At 41.4% G+C, this 16777-nt stretch carries 20 protein-coding genes; all 20 read left to right on the top strand.

Going from position 1 to position 16777, the window contains the following annotated elements:
* Positions 1–18: 18 nt before the first annotated feature.
* The 20 genes from ftsH (at position 19) to GGQ84_RS01505 (ending at position 16768) form a co-directional block, all read left to right on the top strand.
* A complete protein-coding gene (gene ftsH / locus GGQ84_RS01410; RefSeq protein ID WP_429158238.1) occupies positions 19–1989 on the top strand; it encodes an ATP-dependent zinc metalloprotease FtsH in 1971 nt (656 codons plus the stop codon).
* Positions 1990–2019: 30 nt separating this feature from the next.
* Positions 2020–2469, top strand: a complete 450-nt coding sequence (gene ndk, locus GGQ84_RS01415; RefSeq protein WP_429158130.1) for a nucleoside-diphosphate kinase — start codon at positions 2020–2022, stop codon at positions 2467–2469.
* Positions 2470–2603: 134 nt separating this feature from the next.
* Entirely contained in the window at positions 2604–2993 is a 390-nt protein-coding gene (locus GGQ84_RS01420; RefSeq protein ID WP_429158133.1) for a thioesterase family protein, read from the top strand.
* Between the two features lie 17 nt (positions 2994–3010).
* Positions 3011–3532, top strand: coding sequence for a transcription repressor NadR (locus GGQ84_RS01425; RefSeq protein WP_429158136.1), 522 nt, complete (start codon positions 3011–3013; stop codon positions 3530–3532).
* A 29-nt stretch (positions 3533–3561) separates the two neighbouring features.
* The gene (locus GGQ84_RS01430; protein ID WP_429158139.1) at positions 3562–4221 is read left to right on the top strand and encodes a hypothetical protein; all 660 of its coding nucleotides are present in this window, start codon (positions 3562–3564) and stop codon (positions 4219–4221) included.
* 165 nt (positions 4222–4386) lie between these two features.
* Positions 4387–6057, top strand: coding sequence for a formate--tetrahydrofolate ligase (locus GGQ84_RS01435; protein ID WP_429158142.1), 1671 nt, complete (start codon positions 4387–4389; stop codon positions 6055–6057).
* 53 nt (positions 6058–6110) lie between these two features.
* On the top strand, positions 6111–6623 hold the full coding sequence (locus GGQ84_RS01440) for an HD domain-containing protein (RefSeq protein WP_429158145.1): 513 nt from the start codon (positions 6111–6113) through the stop codon (positions 6621–6623).
* A 26-nt stretch (positions 6624–6649) separates the two neighbouring features.
* The gene (gene folP, locus GGQ84_RS01445) at positions 6650–7843 is read left to right on the top strand and encodes a dihydropteroate synthase (protein WP_429158148.1); all 1194 of its coding nucleotides are present in this window, start codon (positions 6650–6652) and stop codon (positions 7841–7843) included.
* Entirely contained in the window at positions 7843–8205 is a 363-nt protein-coding gene (gene folB / locus GGQ84_RS01450) for a dihydroneopterin aldolase (RefSeq protein ID WP_429158150.1), read from the top strand. The genes folP and folB overlap by 1 nt, the downstream gene beginning before the upstream one ends.
* Positions 8198–8692 carry a 2-amino-4-hydroxy-6-hydroxymethyldihydropteridine diphosphokinase gene (gene folK, locus GGQ84_RS01455; protein WP_429158153.1) on the top strand — a complete coding sequence of 165 codons (495 nt, stop codon included), beginning with the start codon at positions 8198–8200 and terminating at the stop codon, positions 8690–8692. The genes folB and folK overlap by 8 nt, the downstream gene beginning before the upstream one ends.
* A 140-nt stretch (positions 8693–8832) precedes the next feature.
* Positions 8833–9738: a Rossmann-like and DUF2520 domain-containing protein gene (locus GGQ84_RS01460; protein WP_429158156.1), complete on the top strand. Its 906-nt coding sequence runs from the start codon at positions 8833–8835 to the stop codon at positions 9736–9738.
* Positions 9725–10573, top strand: coding sequence for a pantoate--beta-alanine ligase (gene panC, locus GGQ84_RS01465; protein WP_429158159.1), 849 nt, complete (start codon positions 9725–9727; stop codon positions 10571–10573). The genes GGQ84_RS01460 and panC overlap by 14 nt, the downstream gene beginning before the upstream one ends.
* 1 nt (position 10574) lies before the next feature.
* On the top strand, positions 10575–10958 hold the full coding sequence (panD, locus tag GGQ84_RS01470; RefSeq protein ID WP_429158162.1) for an aspartate 1-decarboxylase: 384 nt from the start codon (positions 10575–10577) through the stop codon (positions 10956–10958).
* 14 nt (positions 10959–10972) lie between these two features.
* Positions 10973–11386 (top strand): magnetosome magnetite crystal formation protein family, encoded by a 414-nt coding sequence (locus GGQ84_RS01475; protein ID WP_429158165.1) that lies wholly within the window; start codon positions 10973–10975, stop codon positions 11384–11386.
* 100 nt (positions 11387–11486) lie between these two features.
* The gene (locus tag GGQ84_RS01480; RefSeq protein WP_429158168.1) at positions 11487–12461 is read left to right on the top strand and encodes a biotin--[acetyl-CoA-carboxylase] ligase; all 975 of its coding nucleotides are present in this window, start codon (positions 11487–11489) and stop codon (positions 12459–12461) included.
* A 110-nt stretch (positions 12462–12571) separates the two neighbouring features.
* Entirely contained in the window at positions 12572–13135 is a 564-nt protein-coding gene (locus GGQ84_RS01485; protein ID WP_429158170.1) for a biotin transporter BioY, read from the top strand.
* 99 nt (positions 13136–13234) lie between these two features.
* Complete coding sequence (locus tag GGQ84_RS01490) at positions 13235–14047, top strand: zinc metalloprotease HtpX (RefSeq protein WP_429158241.1); 813 nt, start codon at positions 13235–13237, stop codon at positions 14045–14047.
* Positions 14048–14116: 69 nt separating this feature from the next.
* Positions 14117–14476, top strand: a complete 360-nt coding sequence (locus GGQ84_RS01495; RefSeq protein WP_429158173.1) for a hypothetical protein — start codon at positions 14117–14119, stop codon at positions 14474–14476.
* Between the two features lie 160 nt (positions 14477–14636).
* The gene (locus GGQ84_RS01500; RefSeq protein ID WP_429158176.1) at positions 14637–15230 is read left to right on the top strand and encodes an FmdE family protein; all 594 of its coding nucleotides are present in this window, start codon (positions 14637–14639) and stop codon (positions 15228–15230) included.
* Positions 15188–16768 (top strand): ABC transporter substrate-binding protein, encoded by a 1581-nt coding sequence (locus GGQ84_RS01505; protein ID WP_429158179.1) that lies wholly within the window; start codon positions 15188–15190, stop codon positions 16766–16768. The genes GGQ84_RS01500 and GGQ84_RS01505 overlap by 43 nt, the downstream gene beginning before the upstream one ends.
* Positions 16769–16777: the final 9 nt, after the last annotated feature.

Consider the following 16777-nt stretch of genomic DNA (forward strand, 5'->3'; position numbering starts at 1 on the left):
GACAATTGCTTGAATCGGATGTTTAAGAATTTAGCCATATACATATTAATTGTTTTAATAGCTATTTCTGTTTTTAGGCTTGGAGGAACACCGCAAGAAGAAGTAGCTGACTGGAATTACAATAATTTTATTGCAGCTGTGGAAAACGGAGAAGTTGACAATGTTCACATATTAGTGGAACGAGAGGTTAACGTATATCAAGTTTCAGGAACCACTGTTGACGAAGAAGAGTTTAGGCTGGAAATCCTAGCAGATACTGCAGTACTTGACTTTTTACGTGCAAACAACGTTGAAATATCAACTGAAGGTGAAGATCCTCCTCCGTGGTGGACTACCTTATTGGTATCGTTCTTACCTATACTATTGCTTATAGGTATATTCTTCTTTATTATGCAGCAAAGCCAAGGTGGTGGCAGCAAGGTGATGCAGTTTGGCAAGAGTAAGGCAAAATTGCACACTGAGCAGAAGGAAAAAGTGACATTTGAGGACGTTGCAGGTGTCGAAGAGGTAAAAGAGGAATTAGAAGAAGTTGTTGAATTTTTGAAGATGCCTAAGAAGTTTAACGATATTGGAGCCAAAATACCTAAGGGTGTACTGTTATTTGGACCTCCTGGAACAGGTAAAACATTATTGGCCAGAGCAGTAGCCGGTGAAGCGGGAGTGCCATTCTTCAGTATTAGTGGTTCTGATTTTGTGGAGATGTTTGTGGGTGTTGGTGCTTCGAGAGTTAGGGACTTGTTCGAAAACGCTAAAAAGAATAGCCCGTGTATTGTGTTTATAGATGAGATTGACGCCGTAGGAAGGCAGCGGGGGGCTGGAGTAGGCGGCGGTCATGATGAAAGAGAACAGACGCTGAACCAATTATTGGTTGAGATGGATGGATTTGCAGCAAATGAAGGTATAATCATAATAGCGGCTACTAACCGAGCAGATATTCTTGACCCAGCTCTGTTGCGTCCGGGAAGATTTGATAGACAAGTGATTGTACCTCAACCTGATGTGGAAGGGCGTAAGGAAATATTAAAGGTTCACGCAAGAGGTAAAAAAATAGATGAAAAGGTTGACCTGGGTGTACTTGCAAGACGTACTCCTGGCTTTACAGGTGCTGATATTGCTAACCTGATCAATGAGGCAGCGCTTTTAGCAGCTAGAAGAGATAAGAAATTGATAGGGATGTCTGAATTAGAGGATTCTGTAGAGCGAGTAATTGCTGGACCAGAAAAGAAATCCAGGGTTATTAGCGATTACGAAAAGCGCTTGGTAGCATACCACGAAGGTGGTCATGCGGTGGTTGGACATATCCTTCCTAATACAGATCCTGTACATAAGGTTTCTATTATTCCTCGAGGTAGAGCAGGAGGGTACACATTACTCCTTCCCAGGGAAGATCGAAACTATATGACTAAATCACAATTAACCGACCAGATTACCATGCTTTTGGGAGGGCGAGTAGCAGAGGATTTAGTATTAGAAGAGATCAGTACTGGTGCTCAAAATGATTTAGAGAGGGCAACAGAGCTAGTGCGCAAGATGATTACTGAGTTTGGGATGTCTAATGAGTTAGGACCATTGACTTTTGGCCGAAAGCAGGAGCAAGTATTCCTTGGGCGCGATATGACCAGAGATAGGAATTATAGTGAAGCTGTTGCATTTTCCATAGATAAAGAGGCTAGAAAAATTATAGATGCTAGTTATAGTAGAGCAAAAGAAATTTTAGAAGAGCACATGGATAAGTTACACTTAATTGCCAACGAGCTCATGGAAGCAGAAACACTAGAAGCTAGAGAATTTATTGACCTAATGGAAAAAGGTTACATTGACAAAGATAAAGGTAAAGATAGCGACCAATCAAAGCTTGAAGTCACAGATGAAAAACCGAATAAAGCACCAGATGAAGCAACCAACGACCAAGAAGATGCACCAACTAAAAAAGACGATGAAGACGATGAAGTAAAGATTAAGTTTACGTCTAAACCTCCTTTGTCTTAGTAGATAAAACATTAAGGGGGGAATGTATCCATGGAAAGAACATTTGTTATGGTAAAGCCCGATGGGGTACAGCGCAATCTAGCTGGCAAAATTATTTCTAAGTTTGAAGAGAGAGGCTATAAGATTGTGGGATTAAAAATGATGCAGATGCCACAGGAATTAGCAGAGCAACATTACGGAGAACACAAGGAAAAGCCCTTTTTTCAACCGCTTATCCAGTATATAACTTCAGGTCCAATAGTAGCTATGGTACTGGAGGGCAAAGGTGTAGTTCGGGCAGCTCGTAAAATGATGGGTGCTACGAATCCTCAGGAAGCTGATCCTGGTACAATTAGAGGTACTTATGCAGTTGAGATTGGGAGAAACGTTATTCACGGTTCTGACTCCGTTGATAGCGCTAAAAGGGAAATAGAATTATACTTTAAACCTGAAGAGCTGGTTAGTTATCAGTTAGCAGGAGACAATTGGATCTACGAGTAATAAAAGTAAAAATACACCAAGAGAACTGTATGGTTTTGGTGTATTTTTTTTAATTCATGAAAATGCACTAAAAGGAAAAAATAAAATTACGAAGAATTCTATATTAAGGTTAAGTAAAAAAGGGGTGTGAAATTGTGGAATTAGACTTAGTGGCAGGGTTAGTAGGAGATGCTGAAGCCAGTGTAAATGAGAATAATACTGCGTTAGCAGTGGGAAGTGGTAACCTAAAGGTATTTGCAACACCTATGATGTTGGCATTGATGGAAGAGGCAAGTTGCAATGCGCTTAAGGGCAAATTGCCTGAAGGGTATGAAACTGTGGGGATGAGTGTAGATATAGTGCACCTTGCGCCCACTCCTATCAACATGAAAGTAAAGGCAAAAGCTAAATTAATAAACGTGGATAAACGCAAGTTGACCTTCGAAGTAGAAGCCTTTGATGAAAGAGAGAGGGTTGGCAGTGGTACTCATCAGCGGTTTTTAATTGAGAGTAACAAGTTTATGGAGAAATGTAACAATAAGTAGGTGTGGAGAAAATGTCGATGGATGCTGAAAATAGAAGGCAAAGACTTTCAAAAATTTTGAAAAACAGCACAGGGCCGGTAACTGGTACTAGTTTGGCAAAAGAGTTAGGTGTTAGTAGGCAGGTTATAGTACAGGATGTGGCACTATTACGAGCAGCAGGCGAGCAGGTTCTTGCAACTCCCCAAGGATATGTACTAGTAGCTACATTTGGACAGATTAAAGTAAGGGAAAAAATAGCTTGCCATCACACTGGTTCACAGCAGCTTGAAGAGGAGCTAAGTATAATTGTAAAGGCAGGAGGAACAGTGGTTGATGTGATTGTAGAACATCCTGTTTATGGGGAACTAAAGGGAATGTTAATGCTAAAAACTAATAAGGATATAGAAGACTTTTTAGAAAGCATTAAGCAGTCTGATGCAAAGCCCCTTTCTGCATTGACAGATGGAGTTCATTTGCATACTGTTGAAGCAGAGAGCGATGCCATTATTAAAGATATTAAAAATGCCTTGAAGAAAAAGGGGATCTTGCTGGAGCAATAAAAATACCGGGTTAATTATGAGGTGATATTATGAAAAAGGTAACCGGTAGGGTGCTAAGTGTATCCAGCATCAATGATGAGCAACAACTAGCACTTAGGTTGGCCATTGCCACTAGTTATGCAGTGACACTTTATCAGAATAGTGAAAGAACTGAGCACAGTTTTATTGTGGACGAGGAATATTTAGGGGGAGTTTTAATAAATATTTTAAAGGCAGTTCAAAAGGGAGCTGCGAAAGAAACTCAAGCTCATTTGTTAACACTAGAAGGCCTAGGTCTAAACGAAGAAGAAAACCAGAAGTTCTGGTTAGATTTCCTTATGCAAAATTTTTCAGGGCAAGTAATCCATGACAAGAGAGCTTTTTGTAACTTGCCCAGTATTCTAGCAGATATTAAATCAACGGAACCTGTGGGGGAGTCAGTTCTATGGATATGTCTAGGTAGAGATATGACAAAATTGATTTTTTCTATGGGAACGGATGATGTTCGCTACGGTCACCTAATTTTAAGGGCGCTTGAACAAGATCACAAGTTGGGGCCAGAAATATCTGCAAAGGTAGGTATTGAGCGAGGGCAAGTGATTATTAAGATCGAAATGCCCAAAGAAGAAGTATTAATTAAACGTTGCTCGGATTTAATTAAAAGAGAGGCGAAGCGATTTAGTATTTCTGTCCAGGGTGGTTCGGAATAATCCTAGTTCGCAATAATCTTAAATAAGTAATAAATTTACAGACAATTATAAATCTTACATTTATTTTGCAGGAAAAGAGAGTGTCATAATAGAATAAAACTCATGTATGCTAAAGGGACATGGTTTTTATTACACAACAATAATTATAAAAAGGAGTGGGATGAAGTGAAGACAGATATCCAGATTGCTCAGGAAGCTACGATGAAGCCGATTATGGAAATCGCAGAGGGTTTGGGGATTCCGCAAGATGAGGTCGAGCTGTACGGAAATTACAAGGCAAAAGTATCTCTGAAGACTTGGGACAGACTGAAAGATAAGCCCGATGGGAAACTGATCTTAGTTACAGCTATTACTCCAACGCCGGCGGGAGAAGGTAAGACCACCACAACTGTAGGTTTGGGTCAAGCACTAAATCACATTGGCAAGAAAGCAGTAATAGCATTGAGGGAGCCTTCTCTTGGACCTAGTTTTGGTGTAAAGGGTGGTGCAGCAGGAGGTGGTTACGCTCAAGTTGTACCTATGGAAGATATTAACCTGCACTTTACTGGGGACTTTCATGCTATCACAACATCACACAACTTATTAGCAGCATTATTGGATAACCACATCCAGCAGGGAAATGCACTAAATATAGATCCTCGTAGAATTGTGTTGCGAAGAGTGCTAGACTTGAATGAAAGAGCATTACGAAATGTAATAGTGGGATTAGGAGGAAAAGCACACGGAGTTCCTAGAGAAAGTGGCTTCGATATAACGGTGGCCTCTGAAGTAATGGCTTGCCTGTGTTTGGCAGCAGACTTGGAGGACTTAAAAGAGCGCTTCAGTAAGATTGTTGTAGCGTATACATATGACGGAAAGCCTGTTACTGCTAAAGATATAAAAGCACAAGGTTCTATGGCTCTACTGATGAAGGATGCGATTAAGCCAAACCTAGTTCAGACCCTAGAAAACACACCGGCATTTGTGCATGGTGGACCTTTTGCCAACATAGCTCATGGATGTAATAGTGTAATGGCTACTCAGTTGGGCCTTAAACTAGCTGACTACATGGTTACTGAAGCAGGTTTTGGTGCTGATTTGGGAGCTGAGAAGTTCTTTAACCTAAAGTGTAGATTTGCAGACTTAAAGCCAGATGCAGCTGTCATAGTAGCTACAGTTCGTGCTCTGAAGATGCATGGAGGGGTGCCAAAAACAGATTTAGGTGCTGAAAATGTGGATGCACTTAAAGCTGGTTTTGTAAACCTAGAAAAGCATATTGAGAACGTGAAGAAGTTTGGCGTACCGCCAGTAGTGGCTATTAATAGGTTCCCAACCGATTCTGAAGCAGAGCTTAAGTTTGTAGAAGATCGATGCAATGAACTTGGAGTGGAAGTATCTCTGTCCGAAGTATTTACTAAAGGTGGAGCCGGTGGTGCTGATTTAGCAGAAAAAGTTGTTAAAACAATTGAAACAAAAGAGGCAAAGTTCGAGACTCTATACGAATTAGACCTGCCTATCAAGGAAAAGATAAGAAAGATTGCTCAAGAAATTTACGGAGCGAATGGAGTAAACTTTACTAAAAATGCTGAAAAGCAGATTGAAGAGTTTACTGCGCTTAGCTATGACAAACTACCAGTCTGCATGGCTAAAACGCAGTATTCCTTCTCTGATGATATGACTAAGTACGGTCGCCCAACAGACTTTGATATCACTGTAAGTGAAGTAAGACTTTCTGCAGGAGCTGGTTTCCTAGTAGCACTTACTGGTGCAATTATGACTATGCCTGGGTTACCTAAAGAACCAGCAGCAAATAGAATAGATATTGATGAAAATGGTGTAATTACAGGGTTATTCTAATAACTACAAATCCCCAGGGCAAGAACCTGGGGATTTTTCTACTAGGTGATAAAATGAACAAATTAAACAAGTTAATAGCTACTAGTGAATATCAGCACCATCTGGAAAAGATAAAAAAAGTTGAGCGTCAGCGCAAATATTGCAAACATCACTGGCAACATTTATTAGATGTAGCCCGAATAGCGTATATTTTATTGTTGGAGAGCAAAGATGTGAGTTTAGAAGAGTTAAAAAAACGCTCCGACGCCAAGGAAATAATTTATACAGCAGCGCTTCTCCATGATATCGGCCGATGGGCTCAGTATGATACAGGACGTTGTCATGCCAAAGCTAGTGCAGAGATGGCATTTCTCATATTACAGAATAGTGGATTTAATGAACAGGATATTGATATAATATGTAGTGCCATTGGTGAGCATAGGAAATACCATGGTTTTACAAGTTTACTGGGAGAAATTCTGTCTAAAGCAGATAACTATTCGCGACAGTGCTACTACTGTTCGGTGAAAGAGAGCTGTAAAAAGTATAAAAAGCTTTCTTGGGAAATAGCACCAGTAGTATACTAATTGCAAGCAAAAGAGGGGTGTTCAGGTTGAATAAAGCAAATGTGCGAGTAATTCCCATAATCGGTGAAGCTGAAGCGAGGCGAGAAATATCTCTAGTGGGAGCAGATGTAGAAGGAGTTAAATTGATGGCCCCCAAAGCAGTGCATCGAGTTATAAAACTTGAAGGGGTTTCAATAAAAGCTGCTAATATACTAAAACAGGATATTCTCTCAAAGGGTGGAGATGCAGCTGTGGCTAGAGGGGTAGTGGCCCATAGTGTGGACAAGACTGATGTAATCTTAATGGGTACAGTTAAGCAATTACAACAGCTGTGCAATAAATTGCGAATGCAGCCCTTTGGCTTAAAGCAAATTGGATCAGAAATAAAAGAAGCTCTAGGCGCTTGGGAGGGAAAAAAGGCCAGGGTGTTAAACTGTAACGGTAAAGAGCTATTACTAGGCGATAGAACATTGGTCATGGGGATTTTAAATGTGACTCCCGATTCATTTTCTGATGGGGGGAAATTCCATCAGGTTGAATCAGCCTTAGAAAGAGCTAAGCAAATGGTCCAAGAGGGTGCAGATATTATTGATGTGGGTGGAGAATCCACTAGACCTACCGCCAGCCCAGTAGATTTACAGGAAGAACTGCACAGAGTTGTCCCTATAGTGGAGGCTCTTGTAAGTCAGCTGGAAGTTCCCATCTCCATAGATACATATAAAAGCGAAGTGGCAGAACGCTGTGCAGAGTTAGGGGTTCACATGATAAATGACGTGTGGGGTGTAAACCCAGATCCGAAAATGGCGGAAGTAGTAGCGAAATCAGAGCTACCTTATATAATTATGCACAATCAACAGGGAACCGACTACCGAGATTTAATGGGAGATATATTCAAAAGTTTTCGAGAGAGTATTGCTAAGTGCTTGGAAGCTGGAGTGAAGAAAGAAAATATAATTATAGACCCAGGGATAGGCTTTGGGAAGACCTATGAACAGAACCTGGAAGTTATGTATCGTTTAGAAGAATTTAAGACACTAGGATATCCGTTGTTGCTGGGCACATCTCGAAAGTCTATAGTAGGCAAAACTTTAGACCTGCCTGCAGATCAACGGATAGAGGGAACTGGGGCAACAGTTACCCTGGGGATAGCAAAAGGAGCAGATATAGTGCGTATTCACGATGTAACAGAAATGGCTAGAACAGTTAAGATGACAGATGCTATTGTCCGGAGGAGTTTCTAATGGAAAAAATCATCATGGAAAAGTTGGAATTTTACGCTTATCACGGTGTCCTCCAGGAGGAAAAAGATCTGGGACAGCGTTTTTTAGTAGATGTGGAAATAGGCTTTGAGGGAGCAAAAGCTGGAAAGTCAGATAAAATAGAGGATACCATTAATTACGCCACTGTTTATGATGGGGTTAAAAATATAGTAGTGAACCAAAAATTTAATCTAATTGAGAAGCTAGCAGAAGAAATAGCATCTTATGTGCTCACAATAGATAAGGTTTATTGGTGTAAGGTTAGGGTCAATAAACCTCAAGCACCAATTGCAGGGATTTTTAATAACGTTGCTATAGAGATAATGAGGGAGAGAAATGACTAACAAAGTATATTTAAGTTTAGGCAGTAATGTGGGAGAAAAGGAAAAAAACATTTTACAGGCAATAGAGCTAATAGACAAAAACTCTAAAATCAGGGTAGTAAAGCAGGCGTCCATGTACAAAACCCCAGCTATAGGCTACACTGATCAGGATTGGTTTGTAAATACTGCATTGGAAATAGAAACTGAACTGTTATCAGGGGAGCTTTTGCACTTTTTACAGAAAATAGAGCTAGACTTAGGTAGGGTTAGAGAACAGCGCTGGGGGCCGCGGACTATAGATATAGATATTTTACTTTATGGAAAGAAAACCATACAGACTGAAAAGCTTACTGTTCCTCACCCGAGGATGTTGGAAAGAGGTTTTGTACTAATACCTTTGATGGAAATAGCACCTGAACTGATGACTCCTGACAAGATAATTTTAAATGATAAACTAGAAGATCTTCAGCGTAAGGGCTGTTGTGTAGGGATAGAAAAGATGATATAATGCAAACAAAATACCGCTTGGATCTGTTTAGACCGAGACGGGAAGAAGTGTCAGTTATTTACCATAGGAGGACTGTGGTTTTTTACGCCTTCCCGTAGATGTCAGGGGAGGCGTTTATTTATTTTTGGAGGTGTGGCGCTGTGAAGTTGGGAATAGTAGGAGCTGGTCGAGTGGGTTCTGCTTTGGCGAAGTTGCTTTCCATAAAAGGCTATCAAGTTGTGGCAGTTGCCAGTAGAAGTAAAAATAAGGCTGAAAAGCTTGCCGGAGAAGTAGGAGCAGAAGTAATGGATAATGACCAGGTTGTGGTCGCAGCTGATCTTACGGTCCTCTCTGTGTCTGATGATGCCATTGAAGCAGTAGCTAATGAGATTTCTCTCAAACTCAATAAAGACTATAGAAGAAGCAAAGGTGTGATACACTGCAGTGGAGTACACAGCTGCCATGTATTAAAAAGTCTAGAAGCAAAAGGGTTAGCCACAGCTTCCTTTCATCCCCTTCAGTCTTTTGCTACTGCAGAACAGGCAGTTAGAATGATTGGGGGAGCTGTATTTACTCTAGAGGGTGACAAAGAGTTAATTGAGACAAAGTTAAAAACGTTGGTTAATCACTTAGAAGGTAAATTGCAAGTAATAGAAACAGAACATAAGGTTCTATACCATGCAGCTGCTGTGGTGGCCTCTAATTATCTAGTGGCACTCACTCAGGTTTCCTGTGAAATGATGGAGCGCTCAGGATTTACTAGAGAAATGGCACTGGAGGCACTATTGCCACTGATAAAGGGGAGCGTATCTAATATAGAAAAGCTTGGTGTCCCCAAGTCTCTTACAGGTCCTATTGCGCGGGGAGACATTACAACAGTGCAGAGGCACTGTAGTGCTATAGAAGAAACCATGCCTCAGTATGATATTCTTTACAGAGATCTGGGAAAAGTTGCTGTGCAACTCACTGAGCAACGGGGAGATTTGAGTTCTGAGCTAGCCCTGAATTTAACACAGCTTCTTAGCAAAAATGATGTGAAGGTTGGTGTTGTCAGTGAAGACAATTAAAGATATAGAAGAATATAAGAAATGGCTCAAAGGGGTTAGACAAGAAGGACTTTCCATAGGGCTAGTACCCACAATGGGTTACTTTCACCAAGGACACTTAGAGTTGATGCGACGGGCAAAGGAAGAATGTGACTTAGTAGTAGTGAGTATTTTTGTAAACCCCTTGCAGTTTGGGGTTGGTGAAGACTACGAGGAATATCCTAGAGATTTGAGCCGTGATCAGAATGAAGCCAACCAGGTAGGAGTAGATGTGATTTTTACACCTTCGGTTAGAGAAATGTACTCTTCAACCCACTCATCTTTCGTAGAAGTAACAGGGTTAAATGACGTAATGTGTGGTAGTTCGCGCCCAGGGCACTTTCGCGGAGTTACTACGGTAGTAGCAAAGCTATTTAATATCTTGCAACCAGATAGAGCTTATTTTGGTCAAAAGGATGCTCAGCAAAAATTGATAATTGAAAAGATGGTAAAGGATTTGAATATGCCCCTTGAGATAGTAACTGTTCCCATAGTAAGGGAAGAGGATGGCTTAGCTATGAGCTCTCGGAATGTGTATTTGAGCTCGGAAGAGCGGAAACAAGCTCCAGTGCTATACAACTCCTTAAAGTTAGCTGAGGGGTTGGTAACAGGTGGGGAAAAAAGTGCTCAATTAATTAAAGATAGAATAACCAGGGAGCTACAACAAGCGTCCCTGGCTGAGATAGATTATGTAGAAGTTAGGGATTGCGACAATCTGCAGAAATTAGAGGTGTTAGAGGGTAAGGTGCTAATAGCACTTGCAGTGAGGTTTGGAAAGACGAGACTTATCGATAATGTTATACTGGAGGTGAAGTGAGATGTTTTTACAAATGTTAAAATCAAAAATTCACAGGGCTACGGTTACAGAGGCTAATCTTAATTATGTGGGAAGCATTACAATAGACCAGGATTTATTAGATGAGGCAGGCATCCTAGCAAATGAAAAGGTGCACGTGGTAAACAACAACAATGGAGCTAGACTTGAGACCTATGTAATATCAGGAGAGCGGGGATCAAAAGTTATCTGTCTGAACGGGGCAGCAGCTCGCTTAGTGCAGCCAGGAGATACTGCAATTATTCTATCTTATGCAATTATGACTGAAGAGGAAGCGAAGAAGCATAAGCCTAAGCTCATATTTATGGGTGAGGGAAATGAAGTAGAGGAAATAGCTATAGGAGAACGTCATGGAGATATTAAATAGAACGGGGTGATAGCTTGGAGGGGGAAGATAAACTATTTGCAGGTGCTAGTCACTTAGCCATATTTTTCAATCTAGTTGGGTTTCTAGCGGTAGTAGTACTATATCTGAGCAAAAAAAAGACATCTAGTTTTGTGGCAGAGCACGCCAAACAGGCAATGGGCTACCAAATAGTTGTCTACCTATTGGGCATGGTAATAGGAGCCACCATTATGGCTAGCTTTGCTGGGGGATTTGGTTTGTTGCATAGCAGGGGTATATGGGTCAGTCCCCAAGCAGGCTTATGGAGCCTTGGAGGAATGAGTTTATTATTTGGATTAGCACAGTTTGCAGTGTTGGGCTACGCTATGATTGGAGCAATTCACGGGTTTACAGGTAAACCATTTCGTTACTGGATTATAGGTGACAAAATAGCTGAGTTAGATAAATAATTAAAGGGGAGTCTTGTTAACCTTAAAATATAGATGGTTGACAAAAGACTTCCCTTATTGTATGCTACTGTTAAACAAATTAAGCTAGTGAGGTAAACATATGAAACAGAAGATATTAGAGCTGTTAAAGCATAATAAGGGTACACCTATCTCTGGAGAGGATATAAGCGTCCAATTAGGTGTTAGCAGAACAGCCATCTGGAAGCAAATAAATTCTCTCAAGGCAGAAGGATATTTAATAGAATCTAAATCCCGTAGAGGTTATATGTTAGTAGAAGCTCCCGACATATTATATCCTCCAGAGCTTAAGATAAAGCTAGGGGACAGCATTTTCTCTCGGGACATCCACTATAAAAAGCAAGTGGATTCCACCAACACCTGGGCTAAAAGGCTTGCGGATGAAGGAGCTCTAGAGGGATCCCTAGCTATTGCAGAGGAGCAAACTGGAGGCAGGGGGAGAAGGGGCAGAGCTTGGCATTCCGCTGACCAAAAGGGCATTTGGATGTCTGTTGTGCTGCGACCTAAGATACCGCCTACAGGGGCAGCTAAGCTTACCTTTGTGGCAGCTGTGGCAGTAGTTAAAGCAGTGAAAAATGTTACTGGAGTGGAGCTGGGAATAAAGTGGCCAAATGACCTTTACTATCAGGGTAAGAAGGTTTGTGGTATTCTGACCGAGATGAAGGCGGAGGTAGATCTAATCGACTATGTAATAATTGGAATGGGAGTAAACGTGAATCAGGAAGCTGTTGATTTTCCTGAAGAACTGAATGATATAGCTACTTCAGTGGCCTTAGCCAGTGGGCAACGGGCCCTGAGGCAGGATATAGCTGCCCAGATTTTACTGGAGTTAGAACGTGAGTATGTTAGTTTTGTGGGGAATGGGTTTGAGAGCACCCTGAAAAGGTGGCAAGAGCTTGACTTGACCTACGGAAAAGAGGTTTTGGTTCAGGAATTTAGCCATCAATATACTGGAATTGCTCAAGGAGTAGATGCTGACGGTTCCCTGTTAGTAGAGACTGAAAAAGGTAGAAAAGCTGTATCCGCTGGAGACGTGTCCATTAGAGTGGCTAAATAAATCTTGGCAAAAGCCAAGTTTTATTTTAGGACAATTGTTAACCACTGATAAAAAAAAGTTTACATAATTACACTAGTATACATTAATTAATTTGAAGGAGTGAATGTGAAATGAAGATAGGCACCAGAGATATGATATTAGTATCCCTATTTGCTGCAATCTGCGTGGTAGCAGCTATGATTTCCAAGTACGGTGGTGAGGCAGTTGTTCCCTTTAGCATGCTACCATTAATAGCTATGCTAGCAGGAATACTGTTGGGGTCAAAGTTGGCAGCGTTAAGCTTTTTGATATATGTAATGATAGGGCTAGTGGGAATTCCTGTGTTTGCATCTCCTCCCTATGGGGGCCTGGGTTACTTGTTAAAACCATCAGCAGGTTTTCTATTTGGTTTTATAGCAGGGGCTTATGTGATTGGTTTTATTGTAGAGCGAGTTGGTAGACACACCTTTGGAGTATACATGGGAGCTATGGTAGCGGGATTAGCTGTAATCTATGCTATAGGTCTTCCTTATATGTATGTAGTATTAAATTATTATGTGGGTGCTGCTGTATCTGTAAGCGCTGCATTAAAGGTAGGCTTTTTTCCCTTTATCGGGTTTGATTTTATAAAAGCATTTATTGGAGCTGGGTTAGCATTAAAAATATCACAACGCCTTGCAAGTTCAAAAGCATAGTTTGCTCTTTTGTTTTTCAATCCATATCTGATATAATATATATCAGATTGAAAAACTGCTGGGGGTGATTTTTTGAACACAATAAAGACATTTTCTTTGATGATAGTATTGACCGTAATATTTATAGTTGCAGGTAATCTAATAGCTGGGGACGTTGGCGTTCAGTTCGCCTTTGTGTTTGCTATTGTGATGAACTTTGGAACATATTGGTTTAGCGATAAGTTAGCGCTAAAGATGACCAAATCAAGGCCCTTATCTGAAGAAGAAGCACCGTGGCTGTACGATATGACTAGAAGGTTGTGCGAAAGGGCTAATATGCCTATGCCTAAGCTTTACTTAATGGATAGCCCACAGCCCAATGCTTTTGCTACAGGCCGAAACCCTAAGAACGGGGTGGTTGCTGTTACTTCAGGATTAGTGCGAATGATGGATCGAGAGGAATTAGAAGGGGTTGTGGCCCATGAGCTGGCCCACATTAAGAATAGGGATATTTTGATCAGCACTATTGCGGCAGTATTGGCAGGCGCCCTGACAATGATTGCCCAAATGGGACGCTATCGAGCTATGTTTGGTAGGGGTAATAGGGGTGGAAATGCCGCTACTGCAGTGGTTCAGATTTTGGCTGTGATCTTGGCGCCTATAGCCGCACTTTTGGTTAGATCTGCAATATCCCGAAGCCGCGAATACGAGGCTGACAAAGTAGGAGCAGAGATTTCTGGAAATCCCAAGGGACTTGCTAGCGCTCTTATGACATTAGAGCGAGGCGCTCAAAGAGCACCTATGCAGGTTAACGAAGCTGCATCTCATATGTTTATTATAAACCCACTGACGAGGGACCAGTTGAGCAGCATGTTTAGCACTCATCCTCCCATAAAGGATAGAGTAGCCCGCTTAGAAAAGCTAGAGAGATAATTTCGTTGTTAACAATATCTATGCTAAGCGAATAAGATATCTAAGCCTAATAAAAGGAGCTGAGATATCTTGAGTCATAAAGTTAAACTTGTGCCCACGGGCATGATACCAAATATCAGTGGCTATATTCAAGTGGATTCTGATAACAAGGCAATCAAGGTTGTAACAAAAAACCTTCCTGGAATTGAGGTCATACCCCTGGGAGGGGAAGAAGAAGTGAAGTATCAGGTTTGGCTGGAGTTAAATATAGCTGGAATAGTTAAGTTTATTTGTGCAGGCAACTTAGAAAACAGCTTAGATAAGGCTCATATACTAACATGTCCAGTAAGCCAGGAGAGTTTGGGAAAATTAGCAGGTGTATTAATTACAGTTAATCCAGTTGATGCAAAAAGTCCTGGTACAAACATTATCTTGACAGCAGACTTATAATTTATCTTGACAAAGACAAGGGATAGCAGTAAGATTGTGTTAATAGTATAAATATTCTAACAATAAAGCCACGAAGGCTAGAGTAGACCACGAAGGTCATGTCAAAAGACGTGATTTTTTGGTCTGCTTTTTTTATTTGTCAAAAGGAGGAGATTATTAGATGTTTGAGACATGTGTTCAATTTCACGGTCATGTATGTCCAGGCTTGGCTCTAGGTTACAATGCCACTAAAATTGCCTTGGCCGAGTTAGGGGTAGAGCGAGCTGAAGATGAAGAGTTAGTAGCCATTGTGGAGAATGATGCCTGTGGTGTAGATGCGGTTCAAGTACTAACTGGTTGCACAATGGGTAAAGGTAATCTGATTTACAGAGATTACGGCAAGCAGGTATTAATCCTGGGAAATAGAAGAACAGGAGATGCGGTTAGAGTAGCCGTAAAGCTAGGGGTCATGTCAGTGTCAGAGGATGCAAAAGCGCTTAGAAAAAAGGTAATGAGTGGGCAGGCTACTCCAGAGGAGGAAGAGCAGTTTAACAAGGCACACTGGGATAGGGCTTACAATATTGTAAAAATGCCTAAGGCAGAGTTTGCCAAGGTAGAGAAGATCGACTTGGAATTTCCGCATAAGGCCAAGATTTTCAATACAGTGACTTGTGCCCAGTGTAGAGAGGGAGCAATGGAGTCAAAGATAAGGGTTGTAGGAGGTGAACTGGTATGCCTGCAATGTGCTGGAGCCGAATACAACAGGGGTTGGTAGCAAGAAAGTGGGCAATATTGTGTATAGCGTTAATACTATCCATGGTGATGCTTGTAGGCTGTGGAGGTAGTGAGGATGTAGGTGAAAAAGATAGTGAGTCAGTTAACACCTTTGTAGTTGCTTGCTCAACCGGAGACTGGGGTTATCCTACTCCCTATCAGCATTACCAGCGGGGTCCGGGTTATGTGCGAATGAGTTATCTATTTGATAAATTAATCTGGAAGGACAAACAGGACTTTATCCCGGCTTTAGCAGAGGAGTGGGAGTATCTAGAGGAAGAGATAGCCTATAGGTTTGTATTAAATGAAGGGGTAACATGGCATGATGGAGAAGATTTTACCAGTAGGGATGTGGCCTTTACCTTTGAATACATGAAGGAGCATCCCTATACCTTTGTGTCTGATATAGAAAGCGTTGATCGAGCAGAAGTGATATCTGATCGAGAGGTCATAGTGTATTTAAAAGAGCCCAGTGCTCCCTTTTTAAACAATGTGGCTGCCACAGTACCCATGCTGCCAGAGCACATCTGGAGCAGTGTGGATAATCCAATGGAGTTTTCAGAGCCTGAGGCAGTGATGGGCACGGGTCCTTTTATATTGAGAGATTACAACCGAGAGCAGGGAACATATTTATATGAGAAGAACCCAGACTACTATGGAGGCCAAGTGCAGGTGGACAGACTTCAGTTTGTGAAAATCAGCGATGAGATGGCGCCTGCTACACTGAAGCGGGGGGATGTACATTTTGCTACAGTGCCATCTGAGTTGGTTGAGGAAATAAAAGAGGAAGGCTTAACTGTAGTTAGGGGAACCTATGACTGGAATGCAAAACTGATGATAAATCATCAAAAAGAGCCCATGAGTGATGTTCGGTTTAGACAAGCACTAGCCTATGCTATTGATAGGGAGGAGCTTGTGAGGGTTGTGCTCAGAGGGAACGGAGTTTCAGGAAACCCTGGTTTGTTATCTAAAGATTCCCAATGGTATAATCCAAATATTAAACAGTACAACCATGACCCAGAGAAGGCAAGGACTATTTTAGAGGCAATGGAGATAGAAGAGCTGAAGCTAGAACTGGTTTTGATGTCACGCTTTGAGCGGGAGGCTGAGAACATTAAAAGGCAGCTAGAGCAGGTGGGGATTGAAGTAAATTTACGCAGCTTGGAGAACACAACATTAGATAGTAGAGTGAGTAACTGGGAATTTGATATAGCTCTTTCAGGTCACGGTGGACTGGGAAGTGATCCACATATACTCAACAGAATGATTTTAGGTGAGCACTTTAATAGTGCCCGGTATCGGGACAACGAACAACTGACAAAGCTCCTACAAGAGCAAGCGAAAATTATGGATGAGGACCTTCGTAGAGAAAAGGTTGACCGCATTCAGGAGCTGTATAGTGAAGATGTACCCTGCTTAACCTTATACTACCCAGATAGCATTTGGGGTCACGATGGAAGATTTGAGTTCTATGTTCCTTCTGGGGGTATGGGGGGAGGTGTCCCTATAGCCTTTGATAAGATGAGCTTTGTGCAATAACCTTTTAAT

This window comes from Desulfitispora alkaliphila, assembly GCF_050433185.1.
Classification (GTDB): Bacteria; Bacillota; Desulfitisporia; order Desulfitisporales; family Desulfitisporaceae; genus Desulfitispora; species Desulfitispora alkaliphila.

Coding starts and splice junctions, on each gene's coding strand:
- GGQ84_RS01480 (WP_429158168.1), top strand. CDS start 11,487: ATGAAACAGAAGATATTAGAGCTGTTAAAGCATAATAAGGGTACACCT.
- GGQ84_RS01440 (WP_429158145.1), top strand. CDS start 6,111: ATGAACAAATTAAACAAGTTAATAGCTACTAGTGAATATCAGCACCAT.
- GGQ84_RS01490 (WP_429158241.1), top strand. CDS start 13,235: ATGATAGTATTGACCGTAATATTTATAGTTGCAGGTAATCTAATAGCT.
- GGQ84_RS01430 (WP_429158139.1), top strand. CDS start 3,562: ATGAAAAAGGTAACCGGTAGGGTGCTAAGTGTATCCAGCATCAATGAT.
- folB (WP_429158150.1), top strand. CDS start 7,843: ATGGAAAAAATCATCATGGAAAAGTTGGAATTTTACGCTTATCACGGT.
- GGQ84_RS01500 (WP_429158176.1), top strand. CDS start 14,637: ATGTTTGAGACATGTGTTCAATTTCACGGTCATGTATGTCCAGGCTTG.
- GGQ84_RS01425 (WP_429158136.1), top strand. CDS start 3,011: ATGGATGCTGAAAATAGAAGGCAAAGACTTTCAAAAATTTTGAAAAAC.
- ndk (WP_429158130.1), top strand. CDS start 2,020: ATGGAAAGAACATTTGTTATGGTAAAGCCCGATGGGGTACAGCGCAAT.
- GGQ84_RS01505 (WP_429158179.1), top strand. CDS start 15,188: ATGCCTGCAATGTGCTGGAGCCGAATACAACAGGGGTTGGTAGCAAGA.
- panD (WP_429158162.1), top strand. CDS start 10,575: ATGTTTTTACAAATGTTAAAATCAAAAATTCACAGGGCTACGGTTACA.
- GGQ84_RS01485 (WP_429158170.1), top strand. CDS start 12,572: ATGAAGATAGGCACCAGAGATATGATATTAGTATCCCTATTTGCTGCA.
- folK (WP_429158153.1), top strand. CDS start 8,198: ATGACTAACAAAGTATATTTAAGTTTAGGCAGTAATGTGGGAGAAAAG.
- ftsH (WP_429158238.1), top strand. CDS start 19: ATGTTTAAGAATTTAGCCATATACATATTAATTGTTTTAATAGCTATT.